This window comes from Enterocloster alcoholdehydrogenati (assembly GCF_013282095.1).
Lineage (GTDB): Bacteria > Bacillota > Clostridia > Lachnospirales > Lachnospiraceae > Enterocloster > Enterocloster alcoholdehydrogenati.
In genome coordinates, this window is sequence record NZ_BLTJ01000012.1 from 83,958 (window position 1) to 98,733 (window position 14,776).

Genomic DNA, 14,776 nt, shown 5'->3' on the forward strand with positions numbered 1-14,776 from the left:
CCCCTCCTACTGCCAGCCGTCTATTCCATATTTTTCCAGGTTGCTTTCCGTAATGAGGCAGGGCGGAATCTGGATCACTTTCTCTGCCAAATTTCCATCCAGAATATCATAGGCTGCCAACGCCGCCTCACGCCCGATCTGTCTAGGGAACTGGGCCGCTGTCGCTGTCATGATTCCCTCTGCGATCATAGATTTTCCGTCAGGAGAACCGTCTACCCCGTAGACTGCCATTTTCCCTGTCATCCCCAGTTCCTCCAAAGCAGCCATGGCTCCCATGGCCGCCAGATCATTTAAACACATCACCACATCTGCCTGGGGATATTCTTCTGCCAGTTCCTTCATAACCGGCATGGCAATCTCCAGCTGTCCCAGGCAGTCTCTTTCCGCCAGGATCTCAAATCCCTCCCTTCCTTCCAAGGTATCCTTAAAACCCTGTATCCGGTCTATGCCGGATTTCGTCTGGCTGTGAGTCAGAAGAATCACCTCTGCATCATCCCTGCTCTTTAGCAGATGTCTGGCGCAGAGCACTCCGGCCTGATAATTGTCTGTAGTCACTGTGCAGGACACATAGCTGTCATCATAGATATCGCTGTCTACAGCAATGACTGGTATCCCCATTTTTTCTGCCTTTTCAACCACAGGGCCTATGGCTTTCCAGTCTACGGGATTCACAAAAACAGCAGATACCCGCCGGTCGATCATTTCCTCGATCTGCTCTGTCTGCTTTTCCACCGAAAGAGCCGGATCTCTTGTAATCAGCATATCTCCCCGGCTTTCCAGCACCCCCCGTATCTCATCGTCTACGATTTCATAGAAAGGGTTATTCATGGTCATATAGACCGCGCCAAAGACACGTCCGCCCTTTTCCCTCCCCGACTGTCCGAAAACGATACTGAAGGTGGCTGCAATCATCACGACAGCCGCTGCCAGCGCCGCTCCCGCCCATATCTTTGCTGTCTTTTCCATGGTCATTTTCACGCCCCCCTTCCAAATGCAGCTTCTTTTTCTGATCATACCATTCCCGGAGTTTCTTGAAAAGGCTTTTATCCGTTAAAATACAAAAGGCCTTCCGGACAGTGTTATTTCTGCCGAAAGGCCAGAACTTAATAGCTCAGTCCCGGATCAAAGAAACCAAGAAGAACGCCTGCAAATGCAACCGCTACCAAAATCAGCATGACCATCGTAGGAGAAATCTTCTTTTTTGTCATCAGCCACCAGCAAAATACCACCGTTGCTGCAGACAGAAACCTGGGATAAACGGAATCCAGCGTACTCTGAAGTGTGATGCCTCCTGGTATCACAAAAGCGGTGTTTATGTTGATCCAGCTGGCTGCAACAGCTCCAATCACCATAGTTCCGATCATTACGATGGATTCCCGGATAGCCTGGGCCTGGGGACCTACCAGCAGTTCTACCGCTTTACCTCCCATCTCATACCCCTTGTAGTAAATAAAGCGCATACCAAAAAACATCAGCAGATTCCATACTACGATATAGAGAATCGCTCCCAGAGGCGATCCATTTCCAGAAAGCCCCAGTCCAATGCCCAGCAAAATGGGAATCAGGGTGCCTACGATCAGAGAATCGCCGATACCGGCCAACGGTCCCATAAGTCCGGCCCGGATACCGTTAATCGTTTCTCCGTCAATGGGTTCCCCATTTGCCTTGGCCTCCTCCAGACCCGCCGTCATGCCTACGACCAGTGTGCCGATCTGGGGTTCTGTATTAAAGAATGCGCTGTAGGTTTTTAAAGCCTCTTTCTGCTCTTGCTTTGTTTCATAAAGTTCCTCTACTACCGGAACCATGGAGCACAGATATCCAAAGGTCTGCATATGCTCCTGGGAGAAACAGGTCAGATGGCCATAATACCAGGAAAGGAAGGATTTTTTTAAGGTTTTTGCTGATAATTTTTTCATTCTATATCTCCTCCTCATCGTCGTCATATGCAGGACCTGCCGCTGCTGGGCGCATGGTCTTGAGCATCTGAATCTTATAGTTAATCACTGCGAAGAATCCGCCGATCAGGGCTGCGCCGATCAGGTTTACGCCCATGCAGGCTGCCAGGGTAAATCCAAAGAAAAATGTCAGAAAATCAACTGTTTTTGTAATAACCTGCTTTAACAGAATAGCCACACCTACTGCCGGAAGAAGGCTGCCTACAGTAAAGAGCGTCTTCATGGCGATTCCGTCCATGGGAAGATATGCCTTCATCAGGTCTACCATGCTGGAGCCTGCCATGGTGATAATTACAGTGGGAAGAAAAGAGCATACAAAATGGGAAATCCACGGAAGCCCCATATCAACTACATATAGTTTCTTAAAATTTCCCTCTTCCACTGCCTTCCATCCTATGTGCTGCCAGATCAGGTTCATGGTGGCAGTTCCGTAGAAAAGCACAGTTCCCAGAGTGCCTACTGCAGCGCCCAGGGCAGCCGCCATATCCATAGCCTGCTTGGAAGAAGGATCCAGCCCCATACCCTTAATGGCGCATATGGCAAGGGGAATACCAATATAGCTGATAGCCCGTACATCTGCGGATACGGTGCCTCCGGGCGTTACCAGTGCGATATAAATGACCTGAATGGCGGCTCCCACGATAATACCCGTCCGAATGTCGCCCAGGATCAGGCCAACCACAAGACCTGCTACCAGAGGACGTCCCAGGGTGTAGTTGCCAAAAGATGTGCCTCCCATACCGGGCATACTGGCTAAGCAGGCACAAAAGCCCAGCAGAATTGCCTGTATCATACTGATTTCCATAATAGATTACCACCTTTCCGTGAGTATGTCAGAAGCCGAACTGCCCTCTGAATTTAGTCCAGTTTCCGATTGCTTCGTCCTTGAGCAGAGCGAACTCCACGTTGTATCCTGCCTTCATAACAGCCTCCAATGCCTCTGCCTCTTCCTGCGTGATGGACTGGTTATTTCCCAGTTTTACGGTTCCTGGACGGTCATTACAGGGGCCGATGATCACATCCTTTACTCCCGGATCAAACCCCTGGTCTACCAGGATCTTTTTCATATCCACCGGGTTCTTGGTAATCAGGAAATACCGATCCTTGCTGTCCAGCACCTTCTGGCATTTCTGTCTCCATTCTTCCATCGTCCAGACAAAGGTCTTTTTTCCGGATGCGCTCTTATATGCCGCCTTTAATACGGGATTGGAAGCCGCTGTGTCATTGACTGCCACCAGGCCGTCACAGGGGTATTCCATCGCCCATCTGGTGCAGGTCTGGCCGTGGATCATGCGGTCATCTACTCTTACAAATGATACTGACATCTTTATATCCTCCTACTAAAAATGTGCGCTGCTGTACTAAATATCGTCTTCACCGTCTTCTTCTGTATGCAGTTCCATCCGAGCCATGGCATTCTTTGACTCGGTCAGCATACTCATTTCAAGTGTATCTTTATCCACCGTATCCTTCATCAGGACAGCCGTCAGAGCCATGGGAAGATTCATTCCGCCATAGGCCCGTGTCCTGTCCAGCATTCCGGCCTTTGCCGCCACATCCAGGGCATTCGTCAGAGGCGAGCCTCCTATAATATCCGCCAGAAGGATGATCTCATCCTCATCTCCAATGGGAGAAATGGTTTCCTTAAACCGTTCCGCAAATACATCAGCCCCCATTCCGTCCTCCATGCCTGTACTGAGCACATCCGCCCGGTCTCCTCCTGCCAGCATTTTTAAAACGCTGTGCAGCCCCTGTGCAAATGTCCCGTGGCTTACTAATACCACATACTTCATAACCGTTCCCTCCTTGCCTGATCACTTGACTTGATTGTAGCAGTTTTGCATCGTGAAAACAGCTGTCCATTGTCACGGATTTAAGCAAAAAATCCATTGCATTTGTCATTTTCCCGTGACAAATGTCATACCTGTATGATTTTCCCTCCCGCCCGCCTGGCGCTTCCCCTGATTTCAGGCCTTTGGCAGTTGCATTTACACCGTTTGAATGTTAAAATGAGTCCGATTGCTTTTTATTTTGAAGTTTTTCAGAAAGACGAGGACACACATTTATGCGTTTAAGACATATCCCAGGAGCAGAGGAAGCCATTTCCACAAGCCCCTATGTCATCCAGGAGCCGGCGCTCCATAAAGGCAGCTGGAACCAGGTATTTGGAAACGACAATCCCATTGAAATCGAAGTAGGCATGGGAAAGGGACGTTTCATCATGGAGCTGGCTCAGAAAAATCCGAATATCAACTACATCGGAATCGAGAGGTATTCCAGCGTGCTGCTGCGCGGCCTGCAGAAAAGAGCCGGGCTGGAATTAGACAATATTTATTTCCTGTGCATTGATGCAAAGGCCATGGCGGAATACTTTGCCCCCGGCGAGGTAAACCGCATTTACTTAAACTTCTCCGATCCCTGGCCCAAGGACCGCCACGCCAGACGCCGGCTTACCTCTCCGGATTTTATGGCTGTATATGACCTGATTCTGGCAAAAAACGGAGTAATTGAGTTTAAAACCGACAACCGGGGATTGTTTGACTATTCTCTGGAAGCCATCCCTGAGGCCGGATGGCAGATCAAGGCGCACACCTTTGACCTCCATCACGACTCCATGAACGAAGGAAATGTAATGACAGAATATGAGGAGAAATTCTCTTCCATGGGTAATCCTATCTGCAAGCTGGTTGCGGGACGGAATGTGCCTGCATATGATAAAGTGTAAAAGGCCCCAAAAGGATGCTTTTCCCTTTATCATCCGCGGCCGCTATCTGCGGATAACAATACCATATCCCCGGATGGAAAAGGCCAAAAATGCCCCGGCGTTCGGATGCTGATCTGATTCTGCATCCAGATGCCGGGGCACTTATATATCTGCTATATATGCCTGATTAAATTTTTAAGAAAGACGGTGATCCTATGCCCCTTCCTCCATCCATTCTCAAGAAGCTCCAGCAGGCAACCTGTGACCGCCCGGATCTGGACCGCAAAGCGCTGCGGCTCAGCCGTTCCTTCAAGGAGGCCCAAAAGGCGCTGGGAAGCAAAAAGAAAAAATAGCCGGACTGCTTATTGTAATTTCAAAACACAAAAAAAGTCCGACCCCGCAGCTTCCAATATCTGCAAAATCAGACCTTTTAATGCGCCTCCAGGGACTCGAACCCTGGACAAATAGATTAAGAGTCTACTGCTCTACCAGCTGAGCTAGAGGCGCGTTCTCTTGAACACAACGAGTATTATAGCTCAGCCGGAAAGAGTTGTCAACTATTTTTTTTATTTTTTCAACCTTCTATTCTGCGTCCTTAAACTCATACCCATGTTTTTGATTATAGTTTTTCATCACAAAATAAAGCGGTGCAATAATGATCATCGCGCCCAGTCCAATGATCAGTTTCTTTCCATCTGCATTCAGCAGGAGCCATGCGCTTACGATCGTTGCCAGAACCGGAATCGTATATCCAAAAGGAATACGGAATGTCGATTTCATGCCGCGCCGTCTGAATGCAATGACAGAAAGGCAGGTGGGAATATACTGTGTAAATCTTGAAATAACGCTGATCGCTGCCAGCTGTGTAAATGTACCTGATAATGCAATAGGAATCACCAGTACGGCTGTAATTAAAATTGCTGCGACCGGAGTTCCCTTTTCTGTCTTTTTCGCAACAATAGGAGGAAGCATCCCTCTCTGTGCCAGCGCCAGGCAGCCGCGCGGTGTCAGGAAAGAAGATGCCACGTTGATCCCTCCAATGGATACAAGCGTTCCGGCTGTAACAATGATTCCACCCGCATTTCCGAGAATGGTGGAAGCCATCGCATCTACTACCGGAGTCTTTGTTCCATGCAGGCCTGTGCCTAAAATTCCGATACTCACAAACTGGATCATAAAATAGATCAGAGATACGCAGCCAATGGATACTGCAATTGCGATGGGAATATTTTTCTTAGGATTGTCCATATCCTCTGAAGCAGTTGAGATGGCCTCAAATCCAGTAAACGCATAAAAAATCAGGATCGCAGACTCGGAAAACTTTCCTGCTGTAATCCCCTCCGGGATGACAGGCTGAAAATTTCTCCCATCTATAAAAAAGATACCCACTGCGATGAACAGAACCAACGGAACCAGTTTTCCTACTGTAGCAATGTTGTTTACATATTTTGCCAGTTCAAGCCCCAGAATATTTATGATACTTAACCCGCCAACCACAAGGATGATCGTCACAACGCGCATCGGCCCCTCTGCGACCGAGGGCACAATCGCGGAAAGCGCTGTCACAAACCCTACCGACATGGTTGCCCATGCAATGATCTGGACAATATATTTCATAAATCCCACTTCAAAGCCCGCAAAATTTCCAAACGCTTCCTTTGCATAAATATACGCACCGCCGTTTGATTTGAAAAGCCCTGCAACTTCCGCAAAGCAAAGCGCCATAGAACCTGCCAGCAGTGTTATAAAGAGATAGACAAACAGACTGCTGGTTCCAAGAATATCAAACGCCTGCCCCGGCAGCAAAAAGATACCCGAACCAATAATAGCGTTCATTCCCAGTAAGATGATGCTGAACAACCCGAACTTTTTCTTTGTAGCTTCCATATATCCTCCTTATTTTCTGCATTTTTCTGCGAATTTTTCAAACAGCCGCGTCATCTTCTCATGTCCGAACTTTGCCATCATCTCAGGATGCCACTGAACGCCCGCCATGAACGTTCCTTCCTCCTTTTCGATCCCTTCCACAACGCCGTCCAGCGCCCTGGCTGTCACGCGAAATCCCGGTGCCGTATCTTTGATGCTCTGGTGATGGAATGAATTTACCATTTCCTTCTCTCCTAAGACACCTCTGAGGAAACTTCCCTCTTCTGTTTCCACCTGATGAAATGCGCTGTACCTGGGCGCCTGCTGCATATGCTGTCCTGCGCTGGCTTTCTGTGTTTTCAGATCCTGATAGAGCGTTCCTTTGTAGGCGACATTTATGGCCTGGATTCCCTTACAGATTCCAAGTACAGGAATCTTCTTCTCATCCGCCGCATGAATCACCGCAAGATAAAACCGGTCCACTTCATTCATTGTAAATCCCTGTCCCTGCATGGGCTGCTCCCCATACAGTGCCGGATCGATATCGTATCCTCCTGAGAGCACAATTCCATCAAGGCCTTCCATCTGCTCCTTTACATCATTCAGATTTGAAATGACCGGAAGTAGGACAGGGATACAGCCTGCCTGTTCCAGACTTTCCACATAATCATTATTGACATATGACCGGTAGATTCCAGGGAGCATACCTCCGTCCATGATCAATATATTCCCTGTAATCCCAATCCTCAGTTTCCTCATCATTTCCACTTCCTTTCTGCGGCTCTTTCGCCTGATTTATTTTTAAAAGTCTTAGCCTGCCAGGCTTCTGACTGCACTATACCACAATCTGCCAGGGTATTCTACTTCTTTCACGTTTTATATTTACTGCAGCTCCTCCGGTACGTACCACAGGCCGTCATTATGCTCCTTCATATATTCCTTAAACGCATCAGAATGGTAAGCGTCCGCAATGGCTTTGGCCCAGTCTGCCTGTGCGTTCTCCTTCTTTACCACCACCTGTAGGATCAGCGGCTCCAGTATATCTTCATTTAACAATGCGCTGGAAGGATCGATCCCCGCGTTATACACAATGCTTCCCGTTATCACCACATAGTCGAAATCCTCCATGGCATTGGGGATGGTCAGGCTGTTCATTTCCGTAAATTCGATCCCATAGGGATTTTCTGTAATATCATCCTGAGTAACCTTAGACAGTTCTGTCTGATCATTCAGCCTAATCCATCCTGCCTTCTGAAGCAGCGCATATGCTCTGGCGGTGTTGGAGGCGTCATTTGGCACAGCGATCTTTGCGCCCTTTTTTATCTCATCCAGACTGGTGTGCGTGGAGGAATATATTCCCGCAGGAACGGTAGGAATCGGGCTGATGGGCGTAAGGTCTCCATTGTAAGAAGAATTAAAGTTCTCCAGATAAGCCGTATGCTGCTCCACATTTACATCCACATCCCCGTCATTTAAAGCTACATCTGCTGTCAGAAGATCGGAAAAGTCCGTTCCTTCCACCGTATACCCCTCCTGCTCCAGGATAGGAACCACTGCTGCCTCAAACAGTTCCGTATAAGGCCCCTGTGATTTTCCATACCGAATCGTCTTTTTCTCCCCGGACACCGTCTCTGTAGCCGTGCCGTCCGCGGATGTCGTTTCTTTGGCTGTATGGTCCGCGGATGCCTCTGCCTTCGCCGAGCAGGCTGACAGGGCCGCCGCAGACAAAACAGCTGCCCCTGCTAATATGATTCCATATTTTACCTTTTTCATTTTTCTCATACACATTTTCCTCTCATTTCCCTGAATATAATATATTTTAACAGCAAATCTTCAGTTTCGCTCCCGAAGGCGCCGTGAAATCCTGTTTCCAAGCGCCTGCAGGATCTGGACCACAAAAATCAGAATACACACGGTAAAGAGCATCAGCGGCGTATTGAATTTCTGATATCCATAGGTAAGAGCCAGGTCGCCGATACCTCCGCCGCCCACATAACCAGCCATGGCCGTCGCGCCTAAAAGTCCGATGGCTCCGGTCGTCAGAGCCAGCGCAATGGAGCCAAGAGCCTCCGGCAGAAGGAAATACCGGACTGCCTGAAAAGGAGTGGCCCCCATGGCGCGGGAGGCCTCGATCATCCCGGCATCCACCTCCAGCAGGCTGTTTTCAATCAGCCTGGCCATATATGGGCTTATGTAGAAGATCAGCGGCACAAGGGCCGCCGTACTTCCGATGGTGGTTCCCACTACGGCTCTTGTAAGCGGCATGATGGTAACCAGAAGGATCACAAAGGGGACACTCCGCACCACATTGACAAAGACGCTTACGATCGTGTAAATTATCCGGTTCTCCTTAAGGCCGCCTCTGCGGCAAAGAACCAGCACCAATGCGATCGCAAGCCCCAGCAGCGATCCCAGGAACAGGGCGATCCCTACCATATAAACCGTCTGCCCCAGACTGTTTAAAAGCTTTTCCAGGGTAACTCCAAATAATTTCTGTTTCATGCCGGCTGCACCTCCGTTCTCAGTACGCCCATCCGGTCGATCAGAGCTTCTGTTTTTGAAATAGCCGTCTCACTTCCCAGAAGCCGCACCAGAAATACACACATAACGCTGTCCTGCATTTCCTGTACGCTGGCGCACAAAATATTCACCTCAATGCCCTCCTGTCTGGCAATTTCCGCAATCACCGGCTCATTAACTGTATTTCCCACAAATTTCAGCTTTTCGATCCGGCCTCCCCGGCCGTCCGCCCGGATGATCGCCTGTATACTCCCCGGCACCTCATCCTGGATAATGGAACGGACAAAGCTTTTTGTAATCTCCTCTCTGGGAGATCCGAATACCTCCAGAACCGTGCCCTGCTCTGCGATCCGTCCCTGCTCCATCACTGCCACACGGCTGCATATGCGCTGTACCACCTGCATTTGATGAGTGATCAGAAGGATCGTAACTCCCAGCTCCCGGTTGATCTTTTTTAACAGCGCCAGAATATCCTCTGTAGTCTTGGGATCCAGGGCGCTGGTTGCCTCGTCGCAGAGCAAAAGAGAGGGCGACAGAGCCAGCGCTCTGGCGATTCCCACCCGCTGCTTCTGTCCGCCGGACAGGCGGCCAGCATAAACCTCTGCCTTGTCGCCAAGGCCCACAAACTTAAGCAGCTCCTCCCTTCTGGCGGCGCGCTCTGATGCCTCCATTCCGGCTAAAACCATGGGAATCTCAATATTTTGCGCAACCGTACGTGACTCCAGAAGGTGAAACTGCTGAAATACCATTCCGATCCTGCGCCGTATGGGAATCAGCTGACGCTCGCTCATGCCGGTCAGTTCTTTTCCATCTACCGTAACTGTACCGCTGTCGGGCCGTTCCAGCAGGTTTGCCATCCGAAGCAGCGTAGATTTCCCTGCACCCGAAAATCCGATTACGCCGAAGATGTCCCCCTTCTCTATGGTAAGAGAAACATCCTTAAGAGCCTCCACCTTCCCGGCCCGGCTGTAAAATGTTTTATTTAAGTGTGAAAACGTTATCATATTTTGTTTCCTTCCTGCAGCCACCACAGTGCATACTGTGCATAAAGCGCTGTTCCATACGCCAGAGCGCTTTCGTCAATATCAAAGCCGCCGTTGTGGTGTGGCAGGGCTGTGTTTGGCTTTTTCTCACTGCGGGTTCCAAGATAGGCGTAAACACCTGGAACCTGTTTCTGAAACTCAGCGAAATTATCGCCTCCCAGGGATACAGGGCGGTCTGTAATGACCTGTACTCCCGGCAGCAGGGCCACCTGACGCTGCACCTCCTTGCTTACATCCTCCGGATTTACCAGAGGCGGCGTAAACTCTACCCATTGGGTCTGCGCACTTCCGCCCCAGAGCAGGGCCGTCTGCCCTGCCAGCTGATCCAGCTGCCTGCGAACCTCGGCCCGCGTCTGCTCTGTCAGAGTGCGGGTAGTTCCTTCAATCACCGCCTGCCCTGCTACAATGTTGTAGGCAGTACCTGCGTCCAGTCTCCCGATCCCGATGAGCATGGGTTCTACGGGGGAATGAAGCCTTGTGGCGACAGCCTGAGCTCCAATCACGATCTGGCTTGCAATATAAAGGGCATCCGCCCCTTTCTCCGGCGTAGAAACGTGAGCCGCTGTTCCGTGAACTGTGATCTTAAAATAATCCACTGCTGCATTGTTGGAGCCGGGCTTAATCCCTATGGTTCCCGTCGGAAGGTCTGAGGCTGCATGAAGTCCAAAGATACGCTGTACTCCCTCCAGGTGCCCTTCTTCTATAAATTCCTTTGCTCCCGCGCCGATTTCCTCTCCCGGCTGAAAGAAAAAACGCACCTCTCCGCCAAAGGTTTCCTTTCTCTGAGCCAGCAGACGGGCTGCTCCCAGCAGGCAGGCCGCATGAGCATCATGTCCGCAGGCGTGCATCACGCCGGGCCTTCGGGAACAATACTCTGTTTTGTGAGTCTCTTCGATAGACAGCGCATCCGTATCCGCCCGGAGAGCAATCGTGCCGCCTCCCTCTCCCGTGCCCTTTAAAACTGCGTATACGCCGGTTTCTCTGCATCGCCAGTGGGAGATCCCCATCTTTTCCAATTCCTCTTCTATGCGGTCAGCCGTATGAAATTCCTTAAGACTCAGCTCCGGTTCTGCGTGAAATTCCCTCCGCAGCCCAATGATATACCCTTCATTCTCTCTTGCCTGCTGTAAAACGGTCATATCCCTTCCTCCTTACTGCCATGCCGGCACATATGATCCCTTATATGTTTCCTTTATCACCTCAGCTACATCATCGCTCTGGAAATAATTTACAATCTTTTTATACAGCTCATTATCCTTATCCGCCGTTCTTGCAGCGATCACATTGATATATGGATTATCACTTCCCTCCTGCACCTCTTCCAGATAGATGGCATCCTCTGTCGGATTCAGTCCGTGATCCACCGCATGGCCTCCGTTAATGACCGCCGCTGCCACATCGGGAAGAAGCGCTGCTGTCTGGGCCGCCTCTACCTCCGTAAACTTCAGCTTCAGCGGATTGTCCGTAATATCTGAAAGCGCCGGCGTATATCCCGCCTGCGGATCCGCCTTTATAAGCCCCGCTGTTTCCAGAAGCTTCAGAGCCCGCCCCTCATTGGTCGCATCATTGGGAATAGCGATCTGATCTCCCTCCTTCAGCTGATCCAGAGAATCAATCCGTTCTGAATATACGCCCAGAGGAGCAATCACCGTCTCCCCTATGACTGTCAGATCCAGCCCTTTATCTTTGATCTCATTATTCAGATAGGCATAATGCTGAAAAGAGTTTAAGTCAATTTCCCCGTCCGCCAGCGCCTGGTTCGGCAGGGTATAGTCTGCAAATTTCACCAGTTCCAGTGTAATCCCCTCCTCTGCCAGACGGTTAATCACCGGCGTCCACTGTTCATTATTCTCCCCCACAACACCCAGACGTACCGTTGTCTGTTTCCCGTCCCCCGTTGTTTCTGAACCAGCCGTCTTTCCTGTTTCTCCGCAGGCAGTGAGCGCCAAAGCAGCCACAGCAGCTGCAGCAATTCTTAAAATTTCCTTCTTTTTCATTTTCCTCTTCCTCCATTTTTATCTTTTTCCTCTATGTAAAACAGCTTTTAATGGGTCGTTCTCCGTTCCAGCCACAGCCCAATGGTCTGAACCAGGCTGACGGCCGCTAAAAGGACAATCACAGTCACATACGTTACATCCGCCTGATTCCGCTGGTGGCCGTAGCGGACAGCAAAGTCTCCCAGCCCTCCGCCGCCTACCGCTCCGGCCATGGCGGTAAGGCCGATCAGACTGATAAGCGTCACCGTTGTAGCCCGCGAGAGAGCCGGCAGCGATTCCCGAAGGTAAATACGGAATATAATCTCAAAGGGGCCGGATCCCATGCTTTCTGCCGCCTCAACCAGCCCATGATCCAGCTGAACCAGAGCATTTTCCACCTGCCTGGAATAAAAGGGAATCGTTCCCGCCACCAGGGGAAGGACAGCGCCCTTTGTACCGATGGCCGTTCCCACCACAAAACGGGTCACAGGGATCAGGGCGGTCAGCAGGATCACAAAAGGAATGGATCGAAACAGGTTAATCGCCTTGTCAAGCACCGCGTAAACAGCCGTATTCTGCAGGATGCCGCCCTTTCGGGTCACCGTCAGGATCACGCCAAAGGCCAGACCAATCACAAATGCAATTCCGCCGGAGAAAAGAACCATATACAGGGTCTGAAGACAGCTCTCCAGAAATTCATCCGGCTTACTCAGTATATTGGGCGCCAGCTTCTCAAGCAGCATCATGTTCGATCACCTCCACCTTTACTTCCTTTTCCAGCAGATACCGGACAGCGCCTTCGATCCCTTCCTCCGTTCCGCTCAAAACAGCTACAAGACCGCCTAAAGGCGCATCCTGGATCAGTTCGATCTCACTGAAAATAATATTTACATTTATATAGAAACGACGGGATATCTCCGATACCAAGGCCTCGGAGACACTTCTCTTTCGGTAAGAGAGACGCACCAGCCGATCTCCCGGCTTAAGGGCAAGCGCAGAAACCTCCCCTTCCAGCCGCTCCTGAATCCGGTACAGGCTGGAGCCGGAGCGAATAAATTCTCTGGTAATCTCTTCCTTTGGCTCCGCAAAGACGGAAAATACATCTCCCTCCTCTGCCACCCGTCCCGTCTCCATTACGGCTACACGGTCACAGATTTCCTTTACCGCCTCCATCTGATGCGTAATCAGAACAATGGTAATCCCAAGCTGCCGGTTCAGCCGTTTTAACAGCTGCAGGATCGCATGAGCTGTCTGGGGATCCAGTGCGCTGGTCGCCTCGTCGCACAGCAGAACGGAGGGATGATTTGCCAGCGCTCTGGCAATGGCCACCCGCTGCTTCTGACCTCCCGAAAGCTGGCTGGGATAGGCATTTTCCTTATCCTTCAGATCCACCAGTTCCAACAGCTCCCGCACCCGTTTGGCCCGTTCTGCGCCGGATCCTTTTTCCCCTTTCAGAGGATAGGCGATATTTTCAAATACCGTTCGGGAGGGAAGAAGGTTAAAATGCTGAAAAATCATGCCGATCTTTTTGCGCGCCCTGCGAAGCTGAGCATTTGTAAGGCCAGTCAGATCTTCGCCGTCTACCTCCACCGTCCCTTGTGTGGGCCGTTCCAGCAGATTGATGCAGCGCACCAGCGTGGATTTTCCAGCGCCTGAGAAACCTATGATGCCGTATATCTCACCGTCCCGGATCTCAAGGGAAACATCCCTCACAGCCTTTACCTGGGTCTTTCCTGATGTAAAGATCTTTGTTATATGTTTCAGTTCAATCATTTTATCGTATCCTTTTCATCTGTTTTTAGATATAAAAAAAGCCCGGAAACCATTTTCGCTCCCGGACAACCCATGATAGATATACGGCTTTTTCCCCTACCTGACAGGATTCTGACATGAATGCAGGTACGACAAAGCAGACCGGTATACGCGGGACGTCCGGGAGTTCAGCATTCGATCCATACAGCACATACAGTTTACCTTCATCATCTTCATTTCCTCCTGTGTTTTTAACCTACTGTTTTGGTGTGTTATGCAGGAAATTATAGCCCTTTAAACCTACTAAGTCAATAGGATTTTATGAATTGACACTATTTTATCTGATTTGTGTATTTCCAGCTTGCAAATCCATTATTTTTATACATAATATATAACTTCAGCACCATTTTTTCACATTGACAGAAAAATACAGACCGCATATAATTTCTGTATGTTTATAATCATTTTACACCGGAGGTGATTTCATGCTGGTATCTACAAAAGGGCGATATGCTCTGCGCGTGATGATCGATCTGGCCGGACACAATGACGGCAGCCTCGTGAGGCTCCAGGACATTGCTGACCGGCAGCAGATCTCCGAAAAATATCTGGAAGGGATTTTGTCTGTTTTAAGCAAGGCAAACCTTGTCATTTCCTCCCGCGGCAAAGGCGGCGGCTACCGTCTGTCCCGTCCTTCCGCCGAATATACAGCCTGCCAGATCATAGAAACAATCGAAGGACGGATCGCCCCCATTTCCTGCCTGAAGGCTCCTGAAAACACCTGCGGACGCAGGCAGTTCTGCTGCACTCTTCCCATGTGGGAACAGCTGGATCATCTGATCCGGGATTATCTGCAGAGCGTAACCCTTAAGGATCTGGCCGAAGGTGCGCTTTCCGATCTGCCATGCTCCTTAAGCTCCCCTTCCAACAACCATGTAAACCATCAATGATATTGGAGAA

17 protein-coding genes and 1 tRNA gene are annotated in these 14,776 nt (G+C 50.0%); 3 read left to right on the plus strand and 15 right to left on the minus strand.

Going from position 1 to position 14,776, the window contains the following annotated elements; all coding sequences use genetic code 11:
• Positions 1-6: 6 nt before the first annotated feature.
• The 5 genes from HW447_RS13865 to HW447_RS13885 form a co-directional block, all read right to left on the minus strand.
• Entirely contained in the window at positions 7-972 is a 966-nt protein-coding gene (locus tag HW447_RS13865) for a sugar ABC transporter substrate-binding protein (RefSeq protein WP_207714814.1), read from the minus strand.
• Positions 973-1,103: 131 nt separating this feature from the next.
• A complete protein-coding gene (locus HW447_RS13870; protein ID WP_207714815.1) occupies positions 1,104-1,916 on the minus strand; it encodes a PTS system mannose/fructose/sorbose family transporter subunit IID in 813 nt (270 codons plus the stop codon).
• 1 nt (position 1,917) lies between these two features.
• Complete coding sequence (locus HW447_RS13875; RefSeq protein WP_176255733.1) at positions 1,918-2,760, minus strand: PTS mannose/fructose/sorbose/N-acetylgalactosamine transporter subunit IIC; 843 nt, start codon at positions 2,758-2,760, stop codon at positions 1,918-1,920.
• Positions 2,761-2,788: 28 nt separating this feature from the next.
• A complete protein-coding gene (locus HW447_RS13880) occupies positions 2,789-3,280 on the minus strand; it encodes a PTS system mannose/fructose/N-acetylgalactosamine-transporter subunit IIB (protein ID WP_176255734.1) in 492 nt (163 codons plus the stop codon).
• Between the two features lie 36 nt (positions 3,281-3,316).
• Complete coding sequence (locus HW447_RS13885; RefSeq protein ID WP_176255735.1) at positions 3,317-3,748, minus strand: PTS sugar transporter subunit IIA; 432 nt, start codon at positions 3,746-3,748, stop codon at positions 3,317-3,319.
• A gap of 272 nt (positions 3,749-4,020) precedes the next feature.
• Here HW447_RS13885 and trmB point away from each other — a divergent pair, with 272 nt between their 5' ends.
• Both trmB and HW447_RS13895 read left to right on the plus strand, forming a co-directional pair.
• Positions 4,021-4,680: a tRNA (guanosine(46)-N7)-methyltransferase TrmB gene (gene trmB / locus HW447_RS13890; protein ID WP_176255736.1), complete on the plus strand. Its 660-nt coding sequence runs from the start codon at positions 4,021-4,023 to the stop codon at positions 4,678-4,680.
• A gap of 194 nt (positions 4,681-4,874) precedes the next feature.
• Positions 4,875-5,012: a hypothetical protein gene (locus HW447_RS13895; RefSeq protein WP_176255737.1), complete on the plus strand. Its 138-nt coding sequence runs from the start codon at positions 4,875-4,877 to the stop codon at positions 5,010-5,012.
• Positions 5,013-5,093: 81 nt separating this feature from the next.
• On the opposite strand, the gene HW447_RS13900 is transcribed toward HW447_RS13895, so the two are convergent.
• The 10 genes from HW447_RS13900 to HW447_RS13945 all read right to left on the minus strand — a co-directional run bounded on the left by HW447_RS13900 (position 5,094) and on the right by HW447_RS13945 (position 13,837).
• A tRNA-Lys gene (locus HW447_RS13900) sits at positions 5,094-5,166 on the minus strand.
• 75 nt (positions 5,167-5,241) lie between these two features.
• Positions 5,242-6,546: an APC family permease gene (locus HW447_RS13905; protein WP_176255738.1), complete on the minus strand. Its 1,305-nt coding sequence runs from the start codon at positions 6,544-6,546 to the stop codon at positions 5,242-5,244.
• A 9-nt stretch (positions 6,547-6,555) separates the two neighbouring features.
• Complete coding sequence (locus tag HW447_RS13910) at positions 6,556-7,287, minus strand: gamma-glutamyl-gamma-aminobutyrate hydrolase family protein (protein ID WP_243176307.1); 732 nt, start codon at positions 7,285-7,287, stop codon at positions 6,556-6,558.
• Between the two features lie 120 nt (positions 7,288-7,407).
• On the minus strand, positions 7,408-8,307 hold the full coding sequence (locus tag HW447_RS13915; RefSeq protein WP_243176308.1) for a MetQ/NlpA family ABC transporter substrate-binding protein: 900 nt from the start codon (positions 8,305-8,307) through the stop codon (positions 7,408-7,410).
• 51 nt (positions 8,308-8,358) lie between these two features.
• Positions 8,359-9,027 carry a methionine ABC transporter permease gene (locus HW447_RS13920; protein WP_176255739.1) on the minus strand — a complete coding sequence of 223 codons (669 nt, stop codon included), beginning with the start codon at positions 9,025-9,027 and terminating at the stop codon, positions 8,359-8,361.
• Entirely contained in the window at positions 9,024-10,049 is a 1,026-nt protein-coding gene (locus HW447_RS13925; protein ID WP_176255740.1) for a methionine ABC transporter ATP-binding protein, read from the minus strand. Before HW447_RS13925 ends, HW447_RS13920 begins: the two co-directional genes overlap by 4 nt.
• Positions 10,046-11,227, minus strand: coding sequence for a M20 metallopeptidase family protein (locus HW447_RS13930; RefSeq protein WP_176255741.1), 1,182 nt, complete (start codon positions 11,225-11,227; stop codon positions 10,046-10,048). Before HW447_RS13930 ends, HW447_RS13925 begins: the two co-directional genes overlap by 4 nt.
• Before the next feature lie 12 nt (positions 11,228-11,239).
• Positions 11,240-12,085 carry a MetQ/NlpA family ABC transporter substrate-binding protein gene (locus HW447_RS13935; RefSeq protein WP_176255742.1) on the minus strand — a complete coding sequence of 282 codons (846 nt, stop codon included), beginning with the start codon at positions 12,083-12,085 and terminating at the stop codon, positions 11,240-11,242.
• A gap of 47 nt (positions 12,086-12,132) precedes the next feature.
• The gene (locus HW447_RS13940) at positions 12,133-12,810 is read right to left on the minus strand and encodes a methionine ABC transporter permease (RefSeq protein WP_176255743.1); all 678 of its coding nucleotides are present in this window, start codon (positions 12,808-12,810) and stop codon (positions 12,133-12,135) included.
• A complete protein-coding gene (locus tag HW447_RS13945) occupies positions 12,797-13,837 on the minus strand; it encodes a methionine ABC transporter ATP-binding protein (protein WP_176255744.1) in 1,041 nt (346 codons plus the stop codon). Before HW447_RS13945 ends, HW447_RS13940 begins: the two co-directional genes overlap by 14 nt.
• A gap of 464 nt (positions 13,838-14,301) precedes the next feature.
• Between HW447_RS13945 and HW447_RS13950 the strand changes: the two genes are divergently transcribed.
• Positions 14,302-14,766 (plus strand): RrF2 family transcriptional regulator, encoded by a 465-nt coding sequence (locus HW447_RS13950; protein WP_176255745.1) that lies wholly within the window; start codon positions 14,302-14,304, stop codon positions 14,764-14,766.
• The last annotated feature ends 10 nt before the right edge of the window (positions 14,767-14,776 follow it).

Coding starts and splice junctions, on each gene's coding strand:
- HW447_RS13940 (WP_176255743.1), bottom strand. CDS start 12,810: ATGATGCTGCTTGAGAAGCTGGCGCCCAATATACTGAGTAAGCCGGAT.
- HW447_RS13920 (WP_176255739.1), bottom strand. CDS start 9,027: ATGAAACAGAAATTATTTGGAGTTACCCTGGAAAAGCTTTTAAACAGT.
- trmB (WP_176255736.1), top strand. CDS start 4,021: ATGCGTTTAAGACATATCCCAGGAGCAGAGGAAGCCATTTCCACAAGC.
- HW447_RS13905 (WP_176255738.1), bottom strand. CDS start 6,546: ATGGAAGCTACAAAGAAAAAGTTCGGGTTGTTCAGCATCATCTTACTG.
- HW447_RS13935 (WP_176255742.1), bottom strand. CDS start 12,085: ATGAAAAAGAAGGAAATTTTAAGAATTGCTGCAGCTGCTGTGGCTGCT.
- HW447_RS13895 (WP_176255737.1), top strand. CDS start 4,875: ATGCCCCTTCCTCCATCCATTCTCAAGAAGCTCCAGCAGGCAACCTGT.
- HW447_RS13945 (WP_176255744.1), bottom strand. CDS start 13,837: ATGATTGAACTGAAACATATAACAAAGATCTTTACATCAGGAAAGACC.
- HW447_RS13870 (WP_207714815.1), bottom strand. CDS start 1,916: ATGAAAAAATTATCAGCAAAAACCTTAAAAAAATCCTTCCTTTCCTGG.
- HW447_RS13915 (WP_243176308.1), bottom strand. CDS start 8,307: ATGAGAAAAATGAAAAAGGTAAAATATGGAATCATATTAGCAGGGGCA.
- HW447_RS13885 (WP_176255735.1), bottom strand. CDS start 3,748: ATGAAGTATGTGGTATTAGTAAGCCACGGGACATTTGCACAGGGGCTG.
- HW447_RS13930 (WP_176255741.1), bottom strand. CDS start 11,227: ATGACCGTTTTACAGCAGGCAAGAGAGAATGAAGGGTATATCATTGGG.
- HW447_RS13950 (WP_176255745.1), top strand. CDS start 14,302: ATGCTGGTATCTACAAAAGGGCGATATGCTCTGCGCGTGATGATCGAT.
- HW447_RS13925 (WP_176255740.1), bottom strand. CDS start 10,049: ATGATAACGTTTTCACACTTAAATAAAACATTTTACAGCCGGGCCGGG.
- HW447_RS13865 (WP_207714814.1), bottom strand. CDS start 972: ATGACCATGGAAAAGACAGCAAAGATATGGGCGGGAGCGGCGCTGGCA.
- HW447_RS13910 (WP_243176307.1), bottom strand. CDS start 7,287: ATGATGAGGAAACTGAGGATTGGGATTACAGGGAATATATTGATCATG.
- HW447_RS13875 (WP_176255733.1), bottom strand. CDS start 2,760: ATGGAAATCAGTATGATACAGGCAATTCTGCTGGGCTTTTGTGCCTGC.
- HW447_RS13880 (WP_176255734.1), bottom strand. CDS start 3,280: ATGTCAGTATCATTTGTAAGAGTAGATGACCGCATGATCCACGGCCAG.